Origin of the sequence: Mesorhizobium sp. WSM4983, from assembly GCF_029625765.1 — a bacterium.
Lineage (GTDB): Bacteria > Pseudomonadota > Alphaproteobacteria > Rhizobiales > Rhizobiaceae > Mesorhizobium.
In genome coordinates, this window is the sequence record NZ_JARTVM010000001.1 from 570,843 (window position 1) to 586,958 (window position 16,116).

Sequence of the window (16,116 nt, forward strand, 5' to 3'; positions counted from 1 at the left end):
TTCTTTCGATCAGCGATGCGGGCGGGCGATGGGAAAAGTCGAGGACGAGCGGGCGTTTTTCTCTGAAGCCTGGGTAGAGCCGCCGAAGAAAGAGGTGGCGCCTGTTGAGAAGCCGCATTACCACGGCCATCGTGATCGTCTGCGCGAACGCTTTTTGGCCGGTGGTCCGGACGCCCTGCCCGACTATGAACTGCTTGAGCTGCTTCTCTTCCGGCTGATCCCGCGCGTCGACACCAAGCCGATCGCCAAGGCGCTGATCGCGCGCTTTGGTTCGCTTGCCGAAGTGCTCGGCGCGCCGGCGTCCCTGCTCGAGGAAGTGAAGGGCATCGGGCCGATGGTGGCGACCGATCTAAAAGTCATCGCCGCCACGGCGCAGCGCATGGCGCGCGGCGAAGTGCGCGGCCGCGAGGTTCTGTCGAACTGGACGCAGCTTCTCGACTATTGCCGCTCGGCCATGGCCTTCGAGGCCCGCGAGCAGTTCCGCATTCTCTTCCTCGACAAGAAGAACGGGCTGATCGCCGACGAGGTGCAGCAGACCGGCACGGTCGACCATACGCCGGTCTATCCGCGCGAGGTGGTCAAGCGCGCGCTCGAACTTTCCGCCAGCGCGATCATTCTGGTGCATAACCACCCGTCCGGCGACCCGACGCCCTCGCGCGCCGACATCGACATGACCAAGCAGATCATCGAGACGGCCAAGCCGCTCGGCATCGCCGTGCACGACCACATCATCATCGGCCGCAAGGGCAATGCCTCGATGAAGGGCCTGCTGCTGATCTGACAGTCCCGAATATCAGCTGGAAATCATCCGACGGCGGGCACCTCGCGGGCAATGGCTCGATCGAGACGCGTTGACGTTAGTTCATCAAAAGCACCAGAGCGGGATGCAGCTTCTTCAGGTTCGGCAGTGATTTCGATTGCCAGGGTATGTCGGGCGTTCCGCGCACGACAAGTCGAACATCGGGATGCTTGCGCACCTCGATGGTAAATTTCGCCAGCAGGTTGATGCCGGAAGAGTTGAGAAAGTGAAGGTCCTTCAAATTGAGTGTGATGGAAGCGGGATTTGAGGCAAGAACACTGGTCGCCAAAGCCGTGATCGGCGCACCCGCCTCGGAACTGGCAAGCCGCATTGCACCGTCGAAAAAGATATCGCTTCCCTCAGTCCACACGCGGTAGTCGTCTGTCTTGATTTCCATATCTGGCTTCGTTTCATCTAGTTGTGAGTTTGCGAGATCGGAATGGAGGCATATGTTTCCAGGCAAATACGGTCGTTTTCATCGGCCGGGCTGAATATCCAGGCCAGACGTGCGCCATAGTCGCTCATCAACGTCAGCAATCCAAGCCCGGAGCTCCCCACGTCGGGGTTCGCGGCATTCGCCTCAATCCGCTGTATCAGCAGGTCCTTTGGGTCGCCAACCGTGATGTCCGCCAGCAGGCTTTGGAACTCGGACGCGATTTCACCATCGACGTCATTCGACACCTTGAGCTTGAAGCACTCGGAATCCATCGACGCCTCAACCACGATTTCGCCTGGTGCGCGGAACTTGACGGCGTTTTCGATGAGTTCGTTGACCAGATATCCGATGCTATGCCGCACCTCCATGTAGTCATTGCGCGACGACTGAAAGCGCAACGCGAAAAGATCGGCAATGAAGTCCGAGGTCGTGGCGCAATGACGCCAACTCAAGTCGAGAGGTCCGTCGAACAGCCGCACGCGACTGACGCTCCCCTTCATCCCTATTGCAATGTCAGGCGTACCGAACAGCGCTGTCATCCTACGTATGCCTTATGATCACGAGTGTGATGTCGTCGTGGATCTTCTGGATTCCGATATGAGCCATCAAATCCTCGATGATCCCGGTCTTGATGTCCTCGGCGCTCCTGCCATGGCGCTTTTGCACGCTCTTGCAGAGGCGATCGAACCCGAACAGTCTTCTGTCTTCATCTTCCGCCTCGGTCACACCGTCGGTGTGCAACACGATTACGTCGCCGCTCCCGAACACGATGTCTCGCGTGTCAACAAACTGCGAGATGTCGTTCTCCAGGCCAACGGGCAGACCCAGATCAAGCGTGTCGATACGTTCGACGTCCCCATCCGCACGCACGACGAGAATGTCCTCGTGCTGGCCGGATAGCGTTACCCGCCCGTCCTCAAAGTCAAGAAAGGCCAGCGAGAGATGCTTGTCGGTGTTCGTCCGCTCGATGTTCTTGTAGATGGCCCTGTTCAGACGAACCAGAAACTGATGCGGATCGCCTTCGTTGGCCTCCTGCAGCGCGCGTGCAACGGATTGGACCATCAGCATCAGCACGCCGCTCTCGAGACCATGACCGGTCACGTCGCCGATGCCGATCTTGACCCGTGATCCGTTCTGGAGGACGTCGTAGTAGTCCCCGCCCACCTCGTCGGCCGGCCGCATGTAGGCCGCGATCTCCAGCCCCGGAATCGCTTCGAGTTCGAACGGTTTCGGCAGGACCATCATCTGGATTTGCCTGGCGACCGCGAGTTCGGCGCCGAGACGGACGTTCTCGTCCCGCAGCTTTTCGTTGAGCGCGGAAATCTCCTGATTTGCGTCGCCGAGTTCCCTGGTGCGTTCGTCGACGAGTTGCTCGAGGTTTTCTGTGTGAAAGCTGATCTGCTCGGCCATGCGGTTGAAGGCGACCCCGACCGCTCCAACCTCGTCGCGCGTTGGAACGCGAACACGGACCGAATAGTCTTTGGACTGTAGCCTCTGGGCGGCGCTGGCAAGCGCCCTGAGGCCGGCCGTGATCCGCTTCGAGATGCCGAGCACTGCCGCAAATACAATCAGAAGCGAAACGACGATGGCGGCGACCTGAAAGAGCAGAATACGATTGGTCGCGCGAGAAATACTCTTTTGCGCGGCGACCAGGGACGCATAGATTTCGCGTTCTGGAACGACGATTCCGACCGACATCGTTTCAGACTTGATCGGTCCCGAGCTCCACAGATTGGTCGGCTTCAATCTTTTGAGGACAACTATGTAGGGTACGTGTTCGCCCTTGTTGTCGAGCATGATATGCTGAATGACACCGTCATTGTTCTGGTCGAGCGGCAGCGACGCGATGGCCGGCTGCGTGCTTCCCCGCAGGGACCTCTCCAGGCCGGTGACGCCCTGCGTGCCCGCATCGTTGGATGAAGTCAGGCCGATGATCGCCTCGCCCGATGGATTGATCGCCACTACATTGCCGGTCGACATCGTGAGGAAGCCGAACCCGGTTTCGGCTATCTTGACGCGCTCGACGACTTCCGCGAGTTGATCGAGAGTGATGTCTGCACCCGCTACACCGGCGATACCGGTACGGTCGCGCGTCCACAGCGGGTGGAAAAAACTGACGATCAGCTTTCCCGTGATCGCATCGGTGTAGGGCGCTGTCTGAGTGATATCGTCGGGGACTGGACGTGAGGCTGGATCCTTCGCCCATTGCTGCCATGACCCATAGATCCCCGGAAAGAAGAACTCCCAGAACTCCGCCTTGTTGTGGCCTGGATAGAGCCGGTCGAAGGTCTGTGCCTGGTCCGTATACGGTACCGTCCTGAAGATCGGCCGTTCCTTCGGACCAATATAGTACATCTGCAGTTTTGGCGATCCGCTGGCCATAAGGGTCGGCGCGACGAGATCCAGAACGGTACTGTCTTCGATTTCCCGCTCAACGCTTGGCAGCGGCGTGTGGTCGGCGCCCAGCAGGTAGCCCCAGACGCTAATCACCGAAGGCGCGCCCGGCAGGTTCTGCGCCCAATCGCCCTTCGCGTCGTAGACGACCTTCACCGAGCCGGGTGCTTCATGCGAAAGGGTTGCTCCGACCTGTCGCTGCCGGCTCGGATCGTCGGTCTGGGCCTGCAGAACGCCGGCCAGCGCCTTCACGTCCCCATGAACTCGATCGAGCAGGAGGTCGACGCTTAACGCCGTCGAATCGGCGTAGGAGCGAATGTATTCCTGGTTTGCGGTGGTCAGGCCCTCACCGACTTCCGACGTTGCGTCGCGCGACAGCTTTTGCACGTTCCAGAGCGCCAGGCCGCCGCTCAGCAAGAGATCGAACAGCACGGCGCCGCCAACGACCAATACGAATTTCGCCCGGAAGGAGCGCAGGCCGAAGCGCGGTGTAGGCTGATCGTCGGCTTTCATTGCGGCCTTCGCCCCGATGCGACCCAGATCGGCCAACCCGCATAACCCTTGGGGTGTAGCGCAGCGAATATGTGATCCTGGAAGCCCTGCCGGAACCGTGCAACGAACTCCGGCCCGTCGCCGCGTTTGATGGCCATCTCGCCGGCATAGACATCGGCCCAGGCGACAATGACATCGGCGAAGTCCTGCGGATCTCCGTCCAAGTTGGTGACGGTGAAGGTCTCGACACGTATGTCGTCGAATCCGGCTTCGATCAGATATCGCCGACTCTTGGGCCCGAGCTCGACGTCCATTTCGAAATGCGCGAACAGCTTCGCCACTTCATTGTATGTCCAACGGATGCTTTCGGCGCGCGGCTCGCCGAGGCAATGCGAATTCTTCTCGTTGGTGATGTAGACCCGCCCGCCTGGCTTGCATATGCGGTAGAGTTCCTTGAGGATGAGTTCCGGTCGATTGAAGATTTGAAGCGAATGTCGGCAGGTGACCAAGTCGAACTGCTCCTCGTCGAGCAGCATTTCCGAGGCATCGCCATAAGTATATTCGATGCCCCGGATATCGAACTCCCGCATCACGCGTCGGGCGTAGTCTAGGCTTGATATGGAGTGGTCGAGGGCGACAATCCGCGACGGCTGGAACTCTTTCTGCACGAGCACGGCGAAATCACCGATCCCGCAACAGATGTCGGCCATAACGATCCCGGGTCTCATGCCATGCCGCGGCAGGATTGCACGCTCGTGGCGCCAGGTCATCTTTGTCTGCGTGCGCAGGATTGGAACGAACCCGCCTTCCTCGAGGAAGCCCTGCCCTGGATAGAATTCGCTGTCATACTCCTCGACCGTGATGTTCGGTTCGATTCCGCTCAGCCGACCGAATTTTCGCGAGGTCCATCCGACGACGCTCGACGTGATGACAACAAATTTGAGATCGGGTCGAGCGCGACAGGCATCGATGATGATTCTCGAAAAGGCGTAAAATGCAGCGTTGTTCATCTGCGCCAAGCGCCTGACATTGACGTAGAGAACGCCGCGCACTCGGCCGATCGCATCGCGAAGCAATGCCAGGCTAGGCCCAAGCTCATCGATCGCCTGAGGCCGGACCACCCCAGATATTGAGAACTCCTGGTTGTTCGCATCGTACTGCGCCTTGAAGCGCGCGTGCAGGTTGTAAGGGCTCAATGTTGCAGGCCCTCAAGCGGAAGATCCACGACGAGCGTGATCGCATCGCCGTCGGCTTCCTCGACCCTGAGTGCCGCGTTGTAGTCGACAGCCAGTTCCAGGAGTACCACCTCCCGGCTGGGCGCCAGATCCCCAGACACAGAATTGAGATATCGCTCCTTGGCCTCAAATCCCGCGACTTGCGAAACGGCTTCTTCGTAGAATTGGCGCTCCTCCGGCATGCAGGGAAATGTCAGTTCGATCCTGTCCGTCGCGCCATAGCGAGACACCCTGCATGCCAGTTCGCCGTCGGCGTGGCGGGTACGAAAGGCGACTTCCAGTAATTCGTTGAAGGCAGAGGAAAAGAGATTCGAATGCCGCACCGAGTCTGATCTGTTTTGACTGATCATCCGGGCGATGTACGTCGAGACATAATCGCAGTGTTTCCAAGCGGAGACAAAAGTCTTGATTTCCATGTCGATCTGGATCATCGGCTCAAAAGTCGGTTCGCCAACCGGGTCATGATGAACAGATCCCATCCGCATCCTCTCCTATTCCATCCGTATTTGAGCCCAGGTGACGCGATGAACTCCGTGATGAGCCAGTCCCGCATTGCGCGGCATCTAGCTCGATCGTTTTTTACAGCCCTCCGATTTACAAACGGTGCAAGTGGCTAGCGCGCCCGATTTGATTCCTCCATCGCTTCCAGCCCCTTCGCCGGCGACCGCCTGATTAAATCGCCGGTTGCCTCGGATCCGAGCGGCCGTCCCATGAAATTGCCTTGCAGGTAATCGCAATTTTCCTTGATCAGCCACCGTGCCTGCGCCGCCGTCTCGACCCCCTCGGCGGTGACGCTTATTCCCAGGCCGTGCGCCAGACTTATGATCGATCGCACAATCGTTTGACTCTTCAGATCCGTCTCCAGGTCCGCGATGAAGTATTGATCTATCTTCAAGGTATCAAACGGAAAATTCTTAAGGTAGCTCAAGGACGAATAGTATGTTCCAAAATCGTCGAGCGAGATTCGTATTCCCAGGACGTTCAACGTATTCAAAGTATCTATATTGTCGATAGTCTTCTCAAGAAGAACCGTTTCGGTTATCTCGAGTTCAAGCCTTTCAGCTCGGATTCCAACTTCGTCGATGATCTGAGCGACCGTGTCCGTCAGCGAACCGCTTAGGAACTGAGCCGGCGACAGGTTGACTGCGACTGTCAGCGCGGAAGGCCACGCCAATGCCTGGCGACAAGCTTGCTCGAGCACCCATCGTCCAATTTCGTCCATCAGACCGTCCGCTTCGGCGATCGGAATGAACACGCCGGGCGGAATGATTCCTATCTCGGGGTGCCGCCACCGCAGCAGCGCTTCGAAACCAATCACCGACGAAGGAGGCCTGATGAGCGGCTGATAGTCCAGGTAAAGCTCGCCCCGCTCCAGCGCGGTTCGAAGGCTGCGCCTCAGATTTTCGCGTTGCTCGAGCAACAACAGCATCGAGCGATTGAACGTTCGAGCGCAGCCGCGACCATCCGTCTTGGCTGCGTAAAGAGCAATATCTGCGGCTTTCATCAGCTGCTCGCCATCGGTCCCGTGCTCCGGCCCGAAAGCGATTCCGATACTTGAACCGACGAAGACGGGAATGCCGTTGATGACGAAAGGGTCCTTGAACGCGTTGACCAGCGATGTTGCGAGGCGCTCGGCTTCCGCGGGCTGCTCCTTGCCCAATTGGATGACGGCGAACTCGTCGCCGGCATACCGGTACGCAGATTCGCCGTCCTCCAGCGCGTCGCGGATTCGACCTGCCGCGAGTTGCAGAAGCGTGTCGCCTGCCCCATGGCCGAGCGTGTCGTTGACCGCTTTGAAATCGTCAAGATCGATTTGCAGCAGGGCGGCTTTTGGCTGAGATCCGCCGATGGCCGCCAGCGCTTGCTGCAGCCGCTCGCCGAATCGCCGCCGATTCTGCAGTCCGGTCAGCACGTCGTGCGTCGCTTGATGGAGCAGAATCATATGCTCCTGCTCCTGCGCCGCGCTGCGCTCCCCCTGCTCCCGGGATTCGATGATTCCCACACCATCTGCAGTGCCGAAGACGAAAACGGAGCGGGGCGCTTCGCCCGATGATCGCGGCAGGTCAATGCTTGCCGCAGAGCCGCCCTGGAACACCCGAAGAAATTCGTCGCGGCACCTCGTATCGAGGAAGCTTGGATAGATCTCCCAAATGGCTGCGCCTGGCACAACCGCACCTCCGTACAGACGTTTAAGCCTGGCGGCGTAGTGAGTTAGGCGGAAGTCGCTATCATAGAACGATAGAAGTTCGGTCGTATTCGCCAACAGGTTAGCGAGAAGCGCTTCGCCGGCACGTGAACCATCGCTTGAGGACGACTCCTCATTCTGCGTGCCGACGCCTGATGCCTCTGAACGCAAAAGCCACCTCCGTAGGCGGTGAAAATTAGCGTCCCCCAGTTTAGAAATAGCATAAGTAACAAGCTTGGCAAACTTTCAACTCGCTATTTCAACAAGCGGTGCATGCGCTGTAATTGCAATGGATCCTCCGCTGTGATTGGCGGGCAGGTTATTCCACGATGGACGTTCATTCATTGTTAATAAATCGCGAATCGACAGATAATCGGCGTCGCGCCCGGCGTGATTCGAAATATTGCGATCCACAGGACAGAGCGGAATTCGCGGCCTGGGCTCGATCACAGACCTAGTGTTTCGAGATCGGCTTTCTCAAAAATTTGGTTTTCAGCCACGTTTTCGACGGTCCGCTCTGGTAGGGGCTATCGGCGCGTTTCGAGATGACGCCGTCGAGCTCGGTTTTCTCGGTGGCGCGAAAGATCGCGAGCGCGTCGCCCTCAAAATGCTCGCTGTATTGGATCTTGCCGAGGCCAGGCTCAACCAGTCGCCACAGCGCTTGCTTGCGTTGCAGCAGGGGTAAGGGGATAAGATTGCGACCGTCGAGATGGAGGATGTCGAAAGCGACGAACACCAGCCGGCTCGGCTCGTTCCAGATCGCGGCTTCCAGCTCAGGAGAACCGGGCGAGCCACGCCCGCCTGAGACAATCACCTCGCCGTCGAGAATGGCAGCCCGGCATGGCAGGTCGACAGCTAGCGCGATGGGCCAGTATTTAGTCGTCCAGTCGCGCCCGTTCTTGTTGTAAAGACGCGCGCCGTTCTTATCAATGATGATTTGCGTGCGGTAGCCGTCGAATTTGGCCTCGTGGACCCACCCTTCATCTTCGGGCGGCCGCTCGACAAGAGTTGGTATCTGCGGCGGAATGAACTCCAGCCGTTCGTCGTCGACCTTGTCACGCTGACTCAACTACGCCACCATCTTTGCCGGATAGCGGTGGCGCGAGCGGCACCGGCGATCTGGTATCCATTTGGACACCTGCCGCCTGTGCCTTGCCCCCACTAAGCCATTCTGCGACGGAATGAACACCGGCCAGCCGCCCCCCGGCCATTGGCACGCTTACTCAATTACGCCACACCTTCGACGGATAGCGGTAGCGCGAGCGGCACAGGCGATCCGATGTCCCCCAACTTGGACATCTGCCGCCTGTGCCGAGCCCCCACTAAGCCATCGAGCCCCCACTAAGCCATTCTGCGGCGGAATGAACACCAACCGGCCGCCTCGGCCTTGGCACGCTGACTCACTTACGCCTTTGACGGTTTGCGGCGGCGCGGTCGGCACAGGCGGTGCGATATACCCCCCAACTTGGAACCTGCCGCCTGTGCCGAGCCCCCGCTAAGTCACAGCGAACATCTACGAATATGGCCGCGCTGTCGTTAGCTGCGCATCCAGATACTTATCCGGGCGTACATATCTCGATCGGCACGGCATCTCTCGCCAGGGATTTTGCCAATGGGGTACCGCCAGCCAAGGATCGCTTGCCCGGCAAGGATTGTCGCCGGATCCAGTATCACTCCGGGCATACTGATGAAACGTCCGCCGCGGATGCTATGATCAGCTTCCAAGTGCCTTGAGCCATCCTTCAAACGAGGAGGTCTTCTCGTGCTCGCCAAGCGAAACAGAGTGGGCGGGGCGCGGCAACACCGTCGTCCTGCGCCCTTCGCGGGGGCTGTAACCGAACTCCTTGCTGAACGCCCGGCTGAAATTTGCCGCTGAACTGAACCCGAAGGCCTCCGCAATTTGAACGATGCGCCGGCTGTCCGCCGGATCGCTGAGCGCAACATGGGCCGCTAGAAGTCGGCGACTTTGAATGTAATGGAGCACCCCACCGCTCGGTTCGAACAGCTGGTAGAGACGAGATCGCGAAACACCGAGCGCCCGGCACATTGAATCCGGCGTCAGATGAGCCGCTTCCAGGTTGTTTTGGACGTATCGACGGGCCCGCTCCATCAGCGCGACACTCGCCAGTTGTTCGGCCGCAGCCGCATGTTCGGCCGGCGGCGCTAGGCACGCAATGATCATGCTGCGGGTTGCGTGTACGATGCGAGGCAGGTCGTCAGCGGTGAGGCTGCGCAGTCTTGTTACCATGCCGTCGACATAGTCGATCAAAAGGTTTGCAAAATTGCCGGAAAGAATTGAGTTGTTGTTTGCGTCGAGGGTTGCCGCCGCGTCGGCGAACAAATCACGCGGCAAATATAGAACGAGACTTTCGGATTCGGTCATCCTCCCGCGAAACGGGTAGCCTAGCGACCTGATCTCAAGTTTGCCCGGCTGGCCCTCCGCGACACGGCGATTGACCTCCGTCCACGACCGGCCGGTATGTGGCAAGACGACATACCAATGATCGATCGAGCTGGACCGAAGCTTTGCGGCGGAACGGATGTAACTGTGCGCCGGCGTCCGCTGTTCGACGATCAGCATGCCGCCGAGATTCCAAGCCTTGTGCGCTGCGGGGAAGCCGTCGTCCAGCGATTTGTCATCCGGCAGCCTGACCTCGACAAGCGGTGCCACATGCGCTTGCCAAGCGGGGAATTGATCCTCTGCTGCCAGTTCGAGCGTTGAAAAGGACAGCGGTTCCAGTGCCGGCGCGATTGGCCGAGCCGCCTCATTGTCGGGTTGAACGTCGCGAGGCCAACGCCGTCGCTCGCGCTCCGGTACAGGCCCGGTATGCGCCTCGTCTTGCTCCTTAGCGTCCATCGCGCGTGGTGCCATATCCGATTCCGGTATGCCCATGCCCCCGCAATCATGTGGTGTATCCCGGGATCTGGCAAGCCTGTGGACCGCATCGTCGATCACGCTGGGTTACAATAAGAAATGCATCCCGAGATAAGTTTCTGGATACGAGGCTAACGACACACTTCAGACCGGCGCCTATAGATTCCGACATCGTGAAAGCGACGTTGAGGAGACCAGGTAATGAATGAAAAAGTCAAAGGAGAAGCTCGCCGCAAGATAATTCTTGATGGATATGTCAACAACGAGCCATTAAAAGACATTGCGGCAAAGCTCGGATGCTCACTGGCGAGTTTGAAAGTCAGCGCCAGCAAACTTGGCTGCACTCGCGCCCCGAAAGAGGCGGCTGACTTTCGACGCGGCTTCCGTATACCCGACAACAAACGGCAAGACTATTACCAGCTCATGCGGGTCGGCCAATATAGATCTCGGGACTGCGCACAGATTTTGGGATTATTGACAACACAATCGCCGAGCATGGAGTAACGTTACTAGAAGCTGGGGACAACATTTTTTCAAGCCTCGGTGACAAGGCCCCGCCGCAAAGCACGGGCGGCGGGCGCTGAAAGGTTCGCTCAAATGCTGCGTCGGCGTTTCAATCGCACCTGCCTTAGCCCTCTCGATCTGGCCGTTTGCGAACGCGTGTTCAATCAAGTCTGCGCGGATGAACAGCTCGATCCTTTGCACCCGGACGCCGAAATTCTAGCGGTACTGGTTGTGGCCATCTTTCGAAATGCTCACACCGGCGAACGCGAACTGCTGGAGGCGGTCAAATCTCGCCGGCAAAAAGCCAGGGCAGCCGTCCGCACGCCTAAAATGAACTAGTTGATCTACCCGCCAGCGGCATCAAGCCGGCAATTCAGCCCTCTGCACATCGTCCGTAAGGGCAATGCTTCGACGAAGGGCCCGCTGCGCCAAGGCCCCCCGCCCCAAAAGGTCCGGGCGCGCAGCAACGTTTTGCACATCAGCTAGTCGGCTCTGGAATTTCAACCGGAAATCGAGCATGATGCGGCTTGGTATTGGCGTTGGATGCTTCGCGCTCCCATGGAATACCGGAGGACGGGACATGGCCATCGCGCTTGTACTCGTTTTGATCGTCGTGGGCTCGGTGTTGTTCCACTTCCTGAGCCCATGGTGGTGGACGCCGATTGCCTCGAACTGGGACTATATCGACCACACCATCATCATCAGCTTCTGGATCACCGGCGTCGTTTTTGCCGCCGTTGTGCTCTTCATGGCGTATTGCGTGTTCCGCTTTCGCCATCGCGAAGGCAATCGCGCGGTATACGAACCGGAGAACAAGCGTCTCGAATGGTGGTTGACGATCGTCACTGCGATCGGCGTCACCGCCTTGCTCGTTCCCGGCCTGTTCGTCTGGAGCCGCTTCGTCAACGTGCCGAGCGATGCGACCGAAATCGAGGTCGTTGCTCAGCAATGGCAGTGGAGCTATCGCCTGCCAGGCAAGGACGGCAAGCTCGGCACTTCGGACACCCGTGAAGTAGCCGCTGAGAACCCGCTAGGCATCGCCCCAAAGGATCCCAACGGCCAGGACGACGTCGTGGTCGAGGCGGCGGACCTGCACTTGCCGGTCGGCAAACCGGTCAAGATGCTGCTGCGTTCGATCGACGTGCTGCATGATTTCTACATCCCGGAATTCCGCGCCAAGATGGACATGATCCCGGGATCGGTCACCTATTTCTGGTTCACTCCAACAAGGACCGGAACCTTCCAGGTCCTGTGCGCCGAGCTCTGCGGCCAGGGACATCCGCTGATGCATGGCATGGTGATGGTCGACACCGAGCAGGATTACCTGACCTGGCTCGGGCAGCAGCAGACTTTTGCGCAACTGTCGGCGCCTCAGCAAACGGGCTCGGCGAACCCGCTGCCAGGAAAGACAATGGCGTCCGCTTTGGACGTCGGGGCAAAAGTCGAAACTGTCGAGGCCCGCTGAACAGGGAGGTGCTCCCATGGTCGACGTCACACCCGCAGATGCCGTTCCCCCCGCCGAAGTCGGGGAAATGGAACTGTACCATCCGCACAGTTGGTGGACGAAATACGTCTTCTCGCAGGACGCCAAGGTCATAGCGATCCAGTATTCGGCAACGGCAACGGCGATCGGCTTTGTAGCGCTGTTCCTGTCCTGGCTGATGCGCCTGCAGCTCGGCTTCCCCGGCACGTTCGATTTCATTACTCCGGAGGCCTACTACCAGTTCATCACCATGCACGGCATGATCATGGTGATCTACCTGCTCACCGCACTCTTCCTCGGCGGCTTCGGCAACTATCTCATCCCGCTGATGGTCGGCGCCCGCGACATGGTCTTCCCCTATGTCAACATGCTGAGCTACTGGGTCTACCTGTTGGCGGTGCTCGTTCTCGTCGCAAGCTTCTTTGCGCCCGGCGGACCGACCGGCGCCGGCTGGACGCTCTACCCGCCGCAGGCGATCATGACCGGCACGCCGGGTGGCCAGGACTGGGGCATCATCCTGATGCTCTCTTCGCTCATCCTGTTCATCATCGGCTTCACCATGGGTGGCTTGAACTATGTTGTGACGGTGCTGCAGGGCCGCACGCGGGGTATGACCTTGATGCGCCTGCCGCTCACCGTATGGGGCATCTTCACCGCCACCGTCATGGCTCTGCTCGCCTTCCCGGCGCTGTTCGTTGCTTGTGTGATGATGCTGCTCGACCGCGCGCTCGGCACCTCCTTCTTCATGCCGGCGATCGTCGAGATGGGCCAACAGTTGCAGCACAGTGGCGGCAGCCCGATCCTGTTTCAGCATCTGTTCTGGTTCTTCGGCCATCCGGAAGTCTACATCGTGGCCCTGCCGGCCTTCGGCATCGTGTCCGACCTCATCAGCACGCACGCGCGCAAGAACATCTTCGGCTACCGAATGATGGTCTGGGCGATCATCGCCATCGGCGCGCTGAGCTTCGTGGTCTGGGCGCACCACATGTATGTCAGCGGCATGCACCCCTATTTCGGCTTCTTCTTCGCCACGACGACGTTGATCATAGCCGTTCCGACCGCCATCAAGGTCTATAACTGGGTGCTGACCCTGTGGCGCGGCGACATCCATCTCTCGATACCAATGCTTTTCGCGCTCGCCTTCATCGTCACCTTCGTCAATGGCGGTTTGACGGGGCTGTTCCTCGGCAATGTCGTCGTCGACGTTCCCCTGTCGGACACGATGTTCGTCGTTGCCCATTTCCACATGGTGATGGGTGTCGCCCCGATCCTGGTGATCTTCGGCGCGATCTATCACTGGTATCCGAAGGTCACCGGACGGATGCTGGACGAGGCGCTCGGCCAGTTTCACTTCTGGGTCACCTTCCTCGGCGCCTACCTGATCTTCTTCCCCATGCACTATATCGGCCTGATTGGTGTACCGCGCCGCTACGCCGAACTGACCGACATGACGATCATGACGGAGTCGGCCCATCATCTGAATTCGTTCATCAGCATCATGGCCTTCTTGGTCGGCTTCGCCCAGATGGTGTTCCTGTTCAACCTGATCTGGAGCATCCGTCACGGCCGTGAGGCCGGCGGCAATCCGTGGCGGGCAACGACGCTCGAGTGGCAGACGCCGCAGACGCCGCCGGCGCACGGCAATTTCGGCAAGGAACTGCCGATCGTCTATCGTTGGGCCTATGACTACAGCGTGCCGGGCGCGAAGGAGGATTTCATTCCGCAGAACGTGCCGGGCTCCTTCATCCCATCGAGGGAGCCGGCATGAGCGTCATCCTGGTCTTCCTGCTGGTGATCGCCGGCTTTGCCGGATGGTGGCTTTCGCACCAGCGGCTGACCGCGAAGCCGTGGCTCGAGCAAGGCTTGGCCGGGGATTTCGTCGGCCTCGAGCGATCGGCCCTGCCCACCGCCAAGATCGGCCTCGGTGTCTTCCTCGCGGTCGTCGGCTGTCTGTTTTCGCTGTTCACCAGCGCCTATTTCATGCGCATGGGTCTGCCGGACTGGCGGCCTCTGCCGCTGCCGCGCCTGCTCTGGCTGAACACCGGCGTGCTGGTGCTGAGCAGCGTTGCGCTGCAATGCGCCGTGATCGCGGCGCGCAGAGGCCAGACGGACATGGTCAGGCTCGGTCTTGCGACGGCCGGGCTGACCGCCCTCGCCTTCCTGATCGGCCAACTGATCGCGTGGCGGCAGCTGACCGATGACGGCTACCTGCTGGACTCCAACCCGGCCAACAGCTTCTTCTATCTGATCACCGCCATGCACGGCCTGCACATACTGGGCGGGCTGGTCGGCCTTGGCAGGACGAGCATCGGCGCCTGGACGGGCCCCCGGCCGCAGCGGCTTCGCCTCGGGATCGAGCTCTGCGCGATGTACTGGCATTTCCTGCTTTTCGTCTGGCTCGGCATTTTCGCCGTCCTGGCCGGCTGGGCGGCGACATTCGTGAGCATTTGCCAACGGCTGCTGACCTAGGAGACTGGCGATGGCCGAGACGACACTGACGGATAGCAGCCAGTTGGATCGCCCCCAGGGCTGGCGCGGGATTGCCGCCGACTGGGCCTCGGATCAGCGCGCGTTCAAGAACGTGTCCTGGGGCAAGGCCATGATGTGGATCTTCCTGCTCAGCGACACCTTCATCTTCGGCTGCTTCCTGCTCTCCTACATGACCGCCCGCATGTCGACGCGCGTGCCGTGGCCCAACCCAAGCAAGGTCTTCGCGCTGCACATCGGCGGGTCGGAGGTCCCGCTGATCCTGATCGCCATCATGACCTTCGTGCTGATCTCCAGCAGCGGCACCATGGCCATGGCGGTCAATTTCGGCTACCGCCGCGATCGCCGCAAAACCGCGATCCTGATGCTTTTGACCGCCGCGCTCGGCGCAACCTTCGTCGGGATGCAGGCCTTCGAATGGACCAAGCTCATCACCGAAGGAGTGCGGCCCTGGGGCAATCCCTGGGGAGCCGCGCAATTCGGCTCATGCTTTTTCATGATCACCGGCTTCCACGGCACGCACGTCACCATCGGAGTCATCTTCCTGATCATCGTGGCGCGAAAAGTCTGGCGCGGCGATTACGACATCGGGCGTCCAGGGTTTTTCACCAGTCGCCGGGGCCACTACGAGAATGTCGAGATCATGGGACTCTACTGGCACTTCGTCGACCTGGTCTGGGTGTTCATCTTCGCCTTCTTCTATCTTTGGTGAGAGGCAGGCTTTGCTGAGAGGACGAAATGGCTGAAGCAACCGCAAACGGTCTCGGACAACAGGCGCTGCACTCCACCCACGATGCGGCGACCGCCGGCAAGTCGGACACGCATCAGGAACACCCGATCAGGCTCTATCTGGTGGTCTGGGTGTGGCTGTTCATACTCAGCGCCTGCTCCTATATGGTCGACTATTTCGGCCTGCACGGCTATCTCAGATGGTCGCTGATCCTGATCTTCATGATGCTCAAGGCAGGACTGATCGTGGCCGTCTTCATGCACATGGCCTGGGAACGGTTGGCGATGATGTATGCGATCATCCTGCCGCCGATATTGGTGCTGGTCTTCGTGGCGATGATGGTCTTCGAGGCCGACTATACGCTGCTGACCCGCATCGCGTTTTTCGGGCCCGGCCCCTGACGCGCGGTTTGGATAAACCGCAGCCTAATCAGCCCGAAATGGCCGGTGCCTCGAAACAACCGGCGGTTTGGTTTTGATATGCGTCGTGAACTCAA

General features: G+C 59.5%; 16 protein-coding genes. 8 read left to right on the plus strand and 8 right to left on the minus strand.

Annotated features, from left to right (window positions below; all coding sequences use genetic code 11):
• The first annotated feature begins 28 nt into the window (after nucleotides 1-28).
• Complete coding sequence (gene radC, locus P9254_RS02945) at nucleotides 29-781, plus strand: RadC family protein (protein ID WP_278053803.1); 753 nt, start codon at nucleotides 29-31, stop codon at nucleotides 779-781.
• 76 nt (nucleotides 782-857) lie between these two features.
• On the opposite strand, the gene P9254_RS02950 is transcribed toward radC, so the two are convergent.
• The 8 genes from P9254_RS02950 to P9254_RS02985 all read right to left on the minus strand — a co-directional run bounded on the left by P9254_RS02950 (nucleotide 858) and on the right by P9254_RS02985 (nucleotide 10,398).
• Nucleotides 858-1,196: a slr1659 superfamily regulator gene (locus tag P9254_RS02950; RefSeq protein WP_067000080.1), complete on the minus strand. Its 339-nt coding sequence runs from the start codon at nucleotides 1,194-1,196 to the stop codon at nucleotides 858-860.
• A 17-nt stretch (nucleotides 1,197-1,213) separates the two neighbouring features.
• Nucleotides 1,214-1,774: a slr1658 superfamily regulator gene (locus P9254_RS02955; RefSeq protein ID WP_170950193.1), complete on the minus strand. Its 561-nt coding sequence runs from the start codon at nucleotides 1,772-1,774 to the stop codon at nucleotides 1,214-1,216.
• 1 nt (nucleotide 1,775) lies between these two features.
• Nucleotides 1,776-4,142 carry a SpoIIE family protein phosphatase gene (locus P9254_RS02960; RefSeq protein ID WP_067325373.1) on the minus strand — a complete coding sequence of 789 codons (2,367 nt, stop codon included), beginning with the start codon at nucleotides 4,140-4,142 and terminating at the stop codon, nucleotides 1,776-1,778.
• Nucleotides 4,139-5,317 (minus strand): class I SAM-dependent methyltransferase, encoded by a 1,179-nt coding sequence (locus P9254_RS02965; RefSeq protein ID WP_127214214.1) that lies wholly within the window; start codon nucleotides 5,315-5,317, stop codon nucleotides 4,139-4,141. Before P9254_RS02965 ends, P9254_RS02960 begins: the two co-directional genes overlap by 4 nt.
• A complete protein-coding gene (locus tag P9254_RS02970) occupies nucleotides 5,314-5,835 on the minus strand; it encodes a ubiquinone biosynthesis methyltransferase UbiE (RefSeq protein WP_095829875.1) in 522 nt (173 codons plus the stop codon). Before P9254_RS02970 ends, P9254_RS02965 begins: the two co-directional genes overlap by 4 nt.
• Before the next feature lie 134 nt (nucleotides 5,836-5,969).
• A complete protein-coding gene (locus P9254_RS02975) occupies nucleotides 5,970-7,619 on the minus strand; it encodes a putative bifunctional diguanylate cyclase/phosphodiesterase (protein WP_095802975.1) in 1,650 nt (549 codons plus the stop codon).
• A 376-nt stretch (nucleotides 7,620-7,995) separates the two neighbouring features.
• Entirely contained in the window at nucleotides 7,996-8,610 is a 615-nt protein-coding gene (locus P9254_RS02980; RefSeq protein ID WP_067325352.1) for an ATP-dependent DNA ligase, read from the minus strand.
• Between the two features lie 645 nt (nucleotides 8,611-9,255).
• A complete protein-coding gene (locus tag P9254_RS02985; RefSeq protein WP_127248608.1) occupies nucleotides 9,256-10,398 on the minus strand; it encodes a helix-turn-helix domain-containing protein in 1,143 nt (380 codons plus the stop codon).
• Nucleotides 10,399-10,617: 219 nt separating this feature from the next.
• Between P9254_RS02985 and P9254_RS02990 the strand changes: the two genes are divergently transcribed.
• The 7 genes from P9254_RS02990 to P9254_RS03020 all read left to right on the plus strand — a co-directional run bounded on the left by P9254_RS02990 (nucleotide 10,618) and on the right by P9254_RS03020 (nucleotide 16,021).
• Nucleotides 10,618-10,920: a hypothetical protein gene (locus P9254_RS02990; RefSeq protein WP_127214219.1), complete on the plus strand. Its 303-nt coding sequence runs from the start codon at nucleotides 10,618-10,620 to the stop codon at nucleotides 10,918-10,920.
• Nucleotides 10,921-11,013: 93 nt separating this feature from the next.
• Nucleotides 11,014-11,259 carry a hypothetical protein gene (locus P9254_RS02995; RefSeq protein ID WP_278053798.1) on the plus strand — a complete coding sequence of 82 codons (246 nt, stop codon included), beginning with the start codon at nucleotides 11,014-11,016 and terminating at the stop codon, nucleotides 11,257-11,259.
• 241 nt (nucleotides 11,260-11,500) lie between these two features.
• Nucleotides 11,501-12,385: a cytochrome c oxidase subunit II gene (locus P9254_RS03000; RefSeq protein WP_067000063.1), complete on the plus strand. Its 885-nt coding sequence runs from the start codon at nucleotides 11,501-11,503 to the stop codon at nucleotides 12,383-12,385.
• A 16-nt stretch (nucleotides 12,386-12,401) separates the two neighbouring features.
• The gene (locus tag P9254_RS03005) at nucleotides 12,402-14,171 is read left to right on the plus strand and encodes a cbb3-type cytochrome c oxidase subunit I (RefSeq protein ID WP_095801847.1); all 1,770 of its coding nucleotides are present in this window, start codon (nucleotides 12,402-12,404) and stop codon (nucleotides 14,169-14,171) included.
• Nucleotides 14,168-14,872, plus strand: coding sequence for a cytochrome c oxidase subunit 3 (locus P9254_RS03010; RefSeq protein ID WP_278053797.1), 705 nt, complete (start codon nucleotides 14,168-14,170; stop codon nucleotides 14,870-14,872). Before P9254_RS03005 ends, P9254_RS03010 begins: the two co-directional genes overlap by 4 nt.
• Nucleotides 14,873-14,882: 10 nt before the next feature.
• Entirely contained in the window at nucleotides 14,883-15,602 is a 720-nt protein-coding gene (locus tag P9254_RS03015) for a heme-copper oxidase subunit III family protein (protein WP_067000053.1), read from the plus strand.
• A 26-nt stretch (nucleotides 15,603-15,628) separates the two neighbouring features.
• Nucleotides 15,629-16,021: a cytochrome C oxidase subunit IV family protein gene (locus P9254_RS03020; RefSeq protein ID WP_082953928.1), complete on the plus strand. Its 393-nt coding sequence runs from the start codon at nucleotides 15,629-15,631 to the stop codon at nucleotides 16,019-16,021.
• The last annotated feature ends 95 nt before the right edge of the window (nucleotides 16,022-16,116 follow it).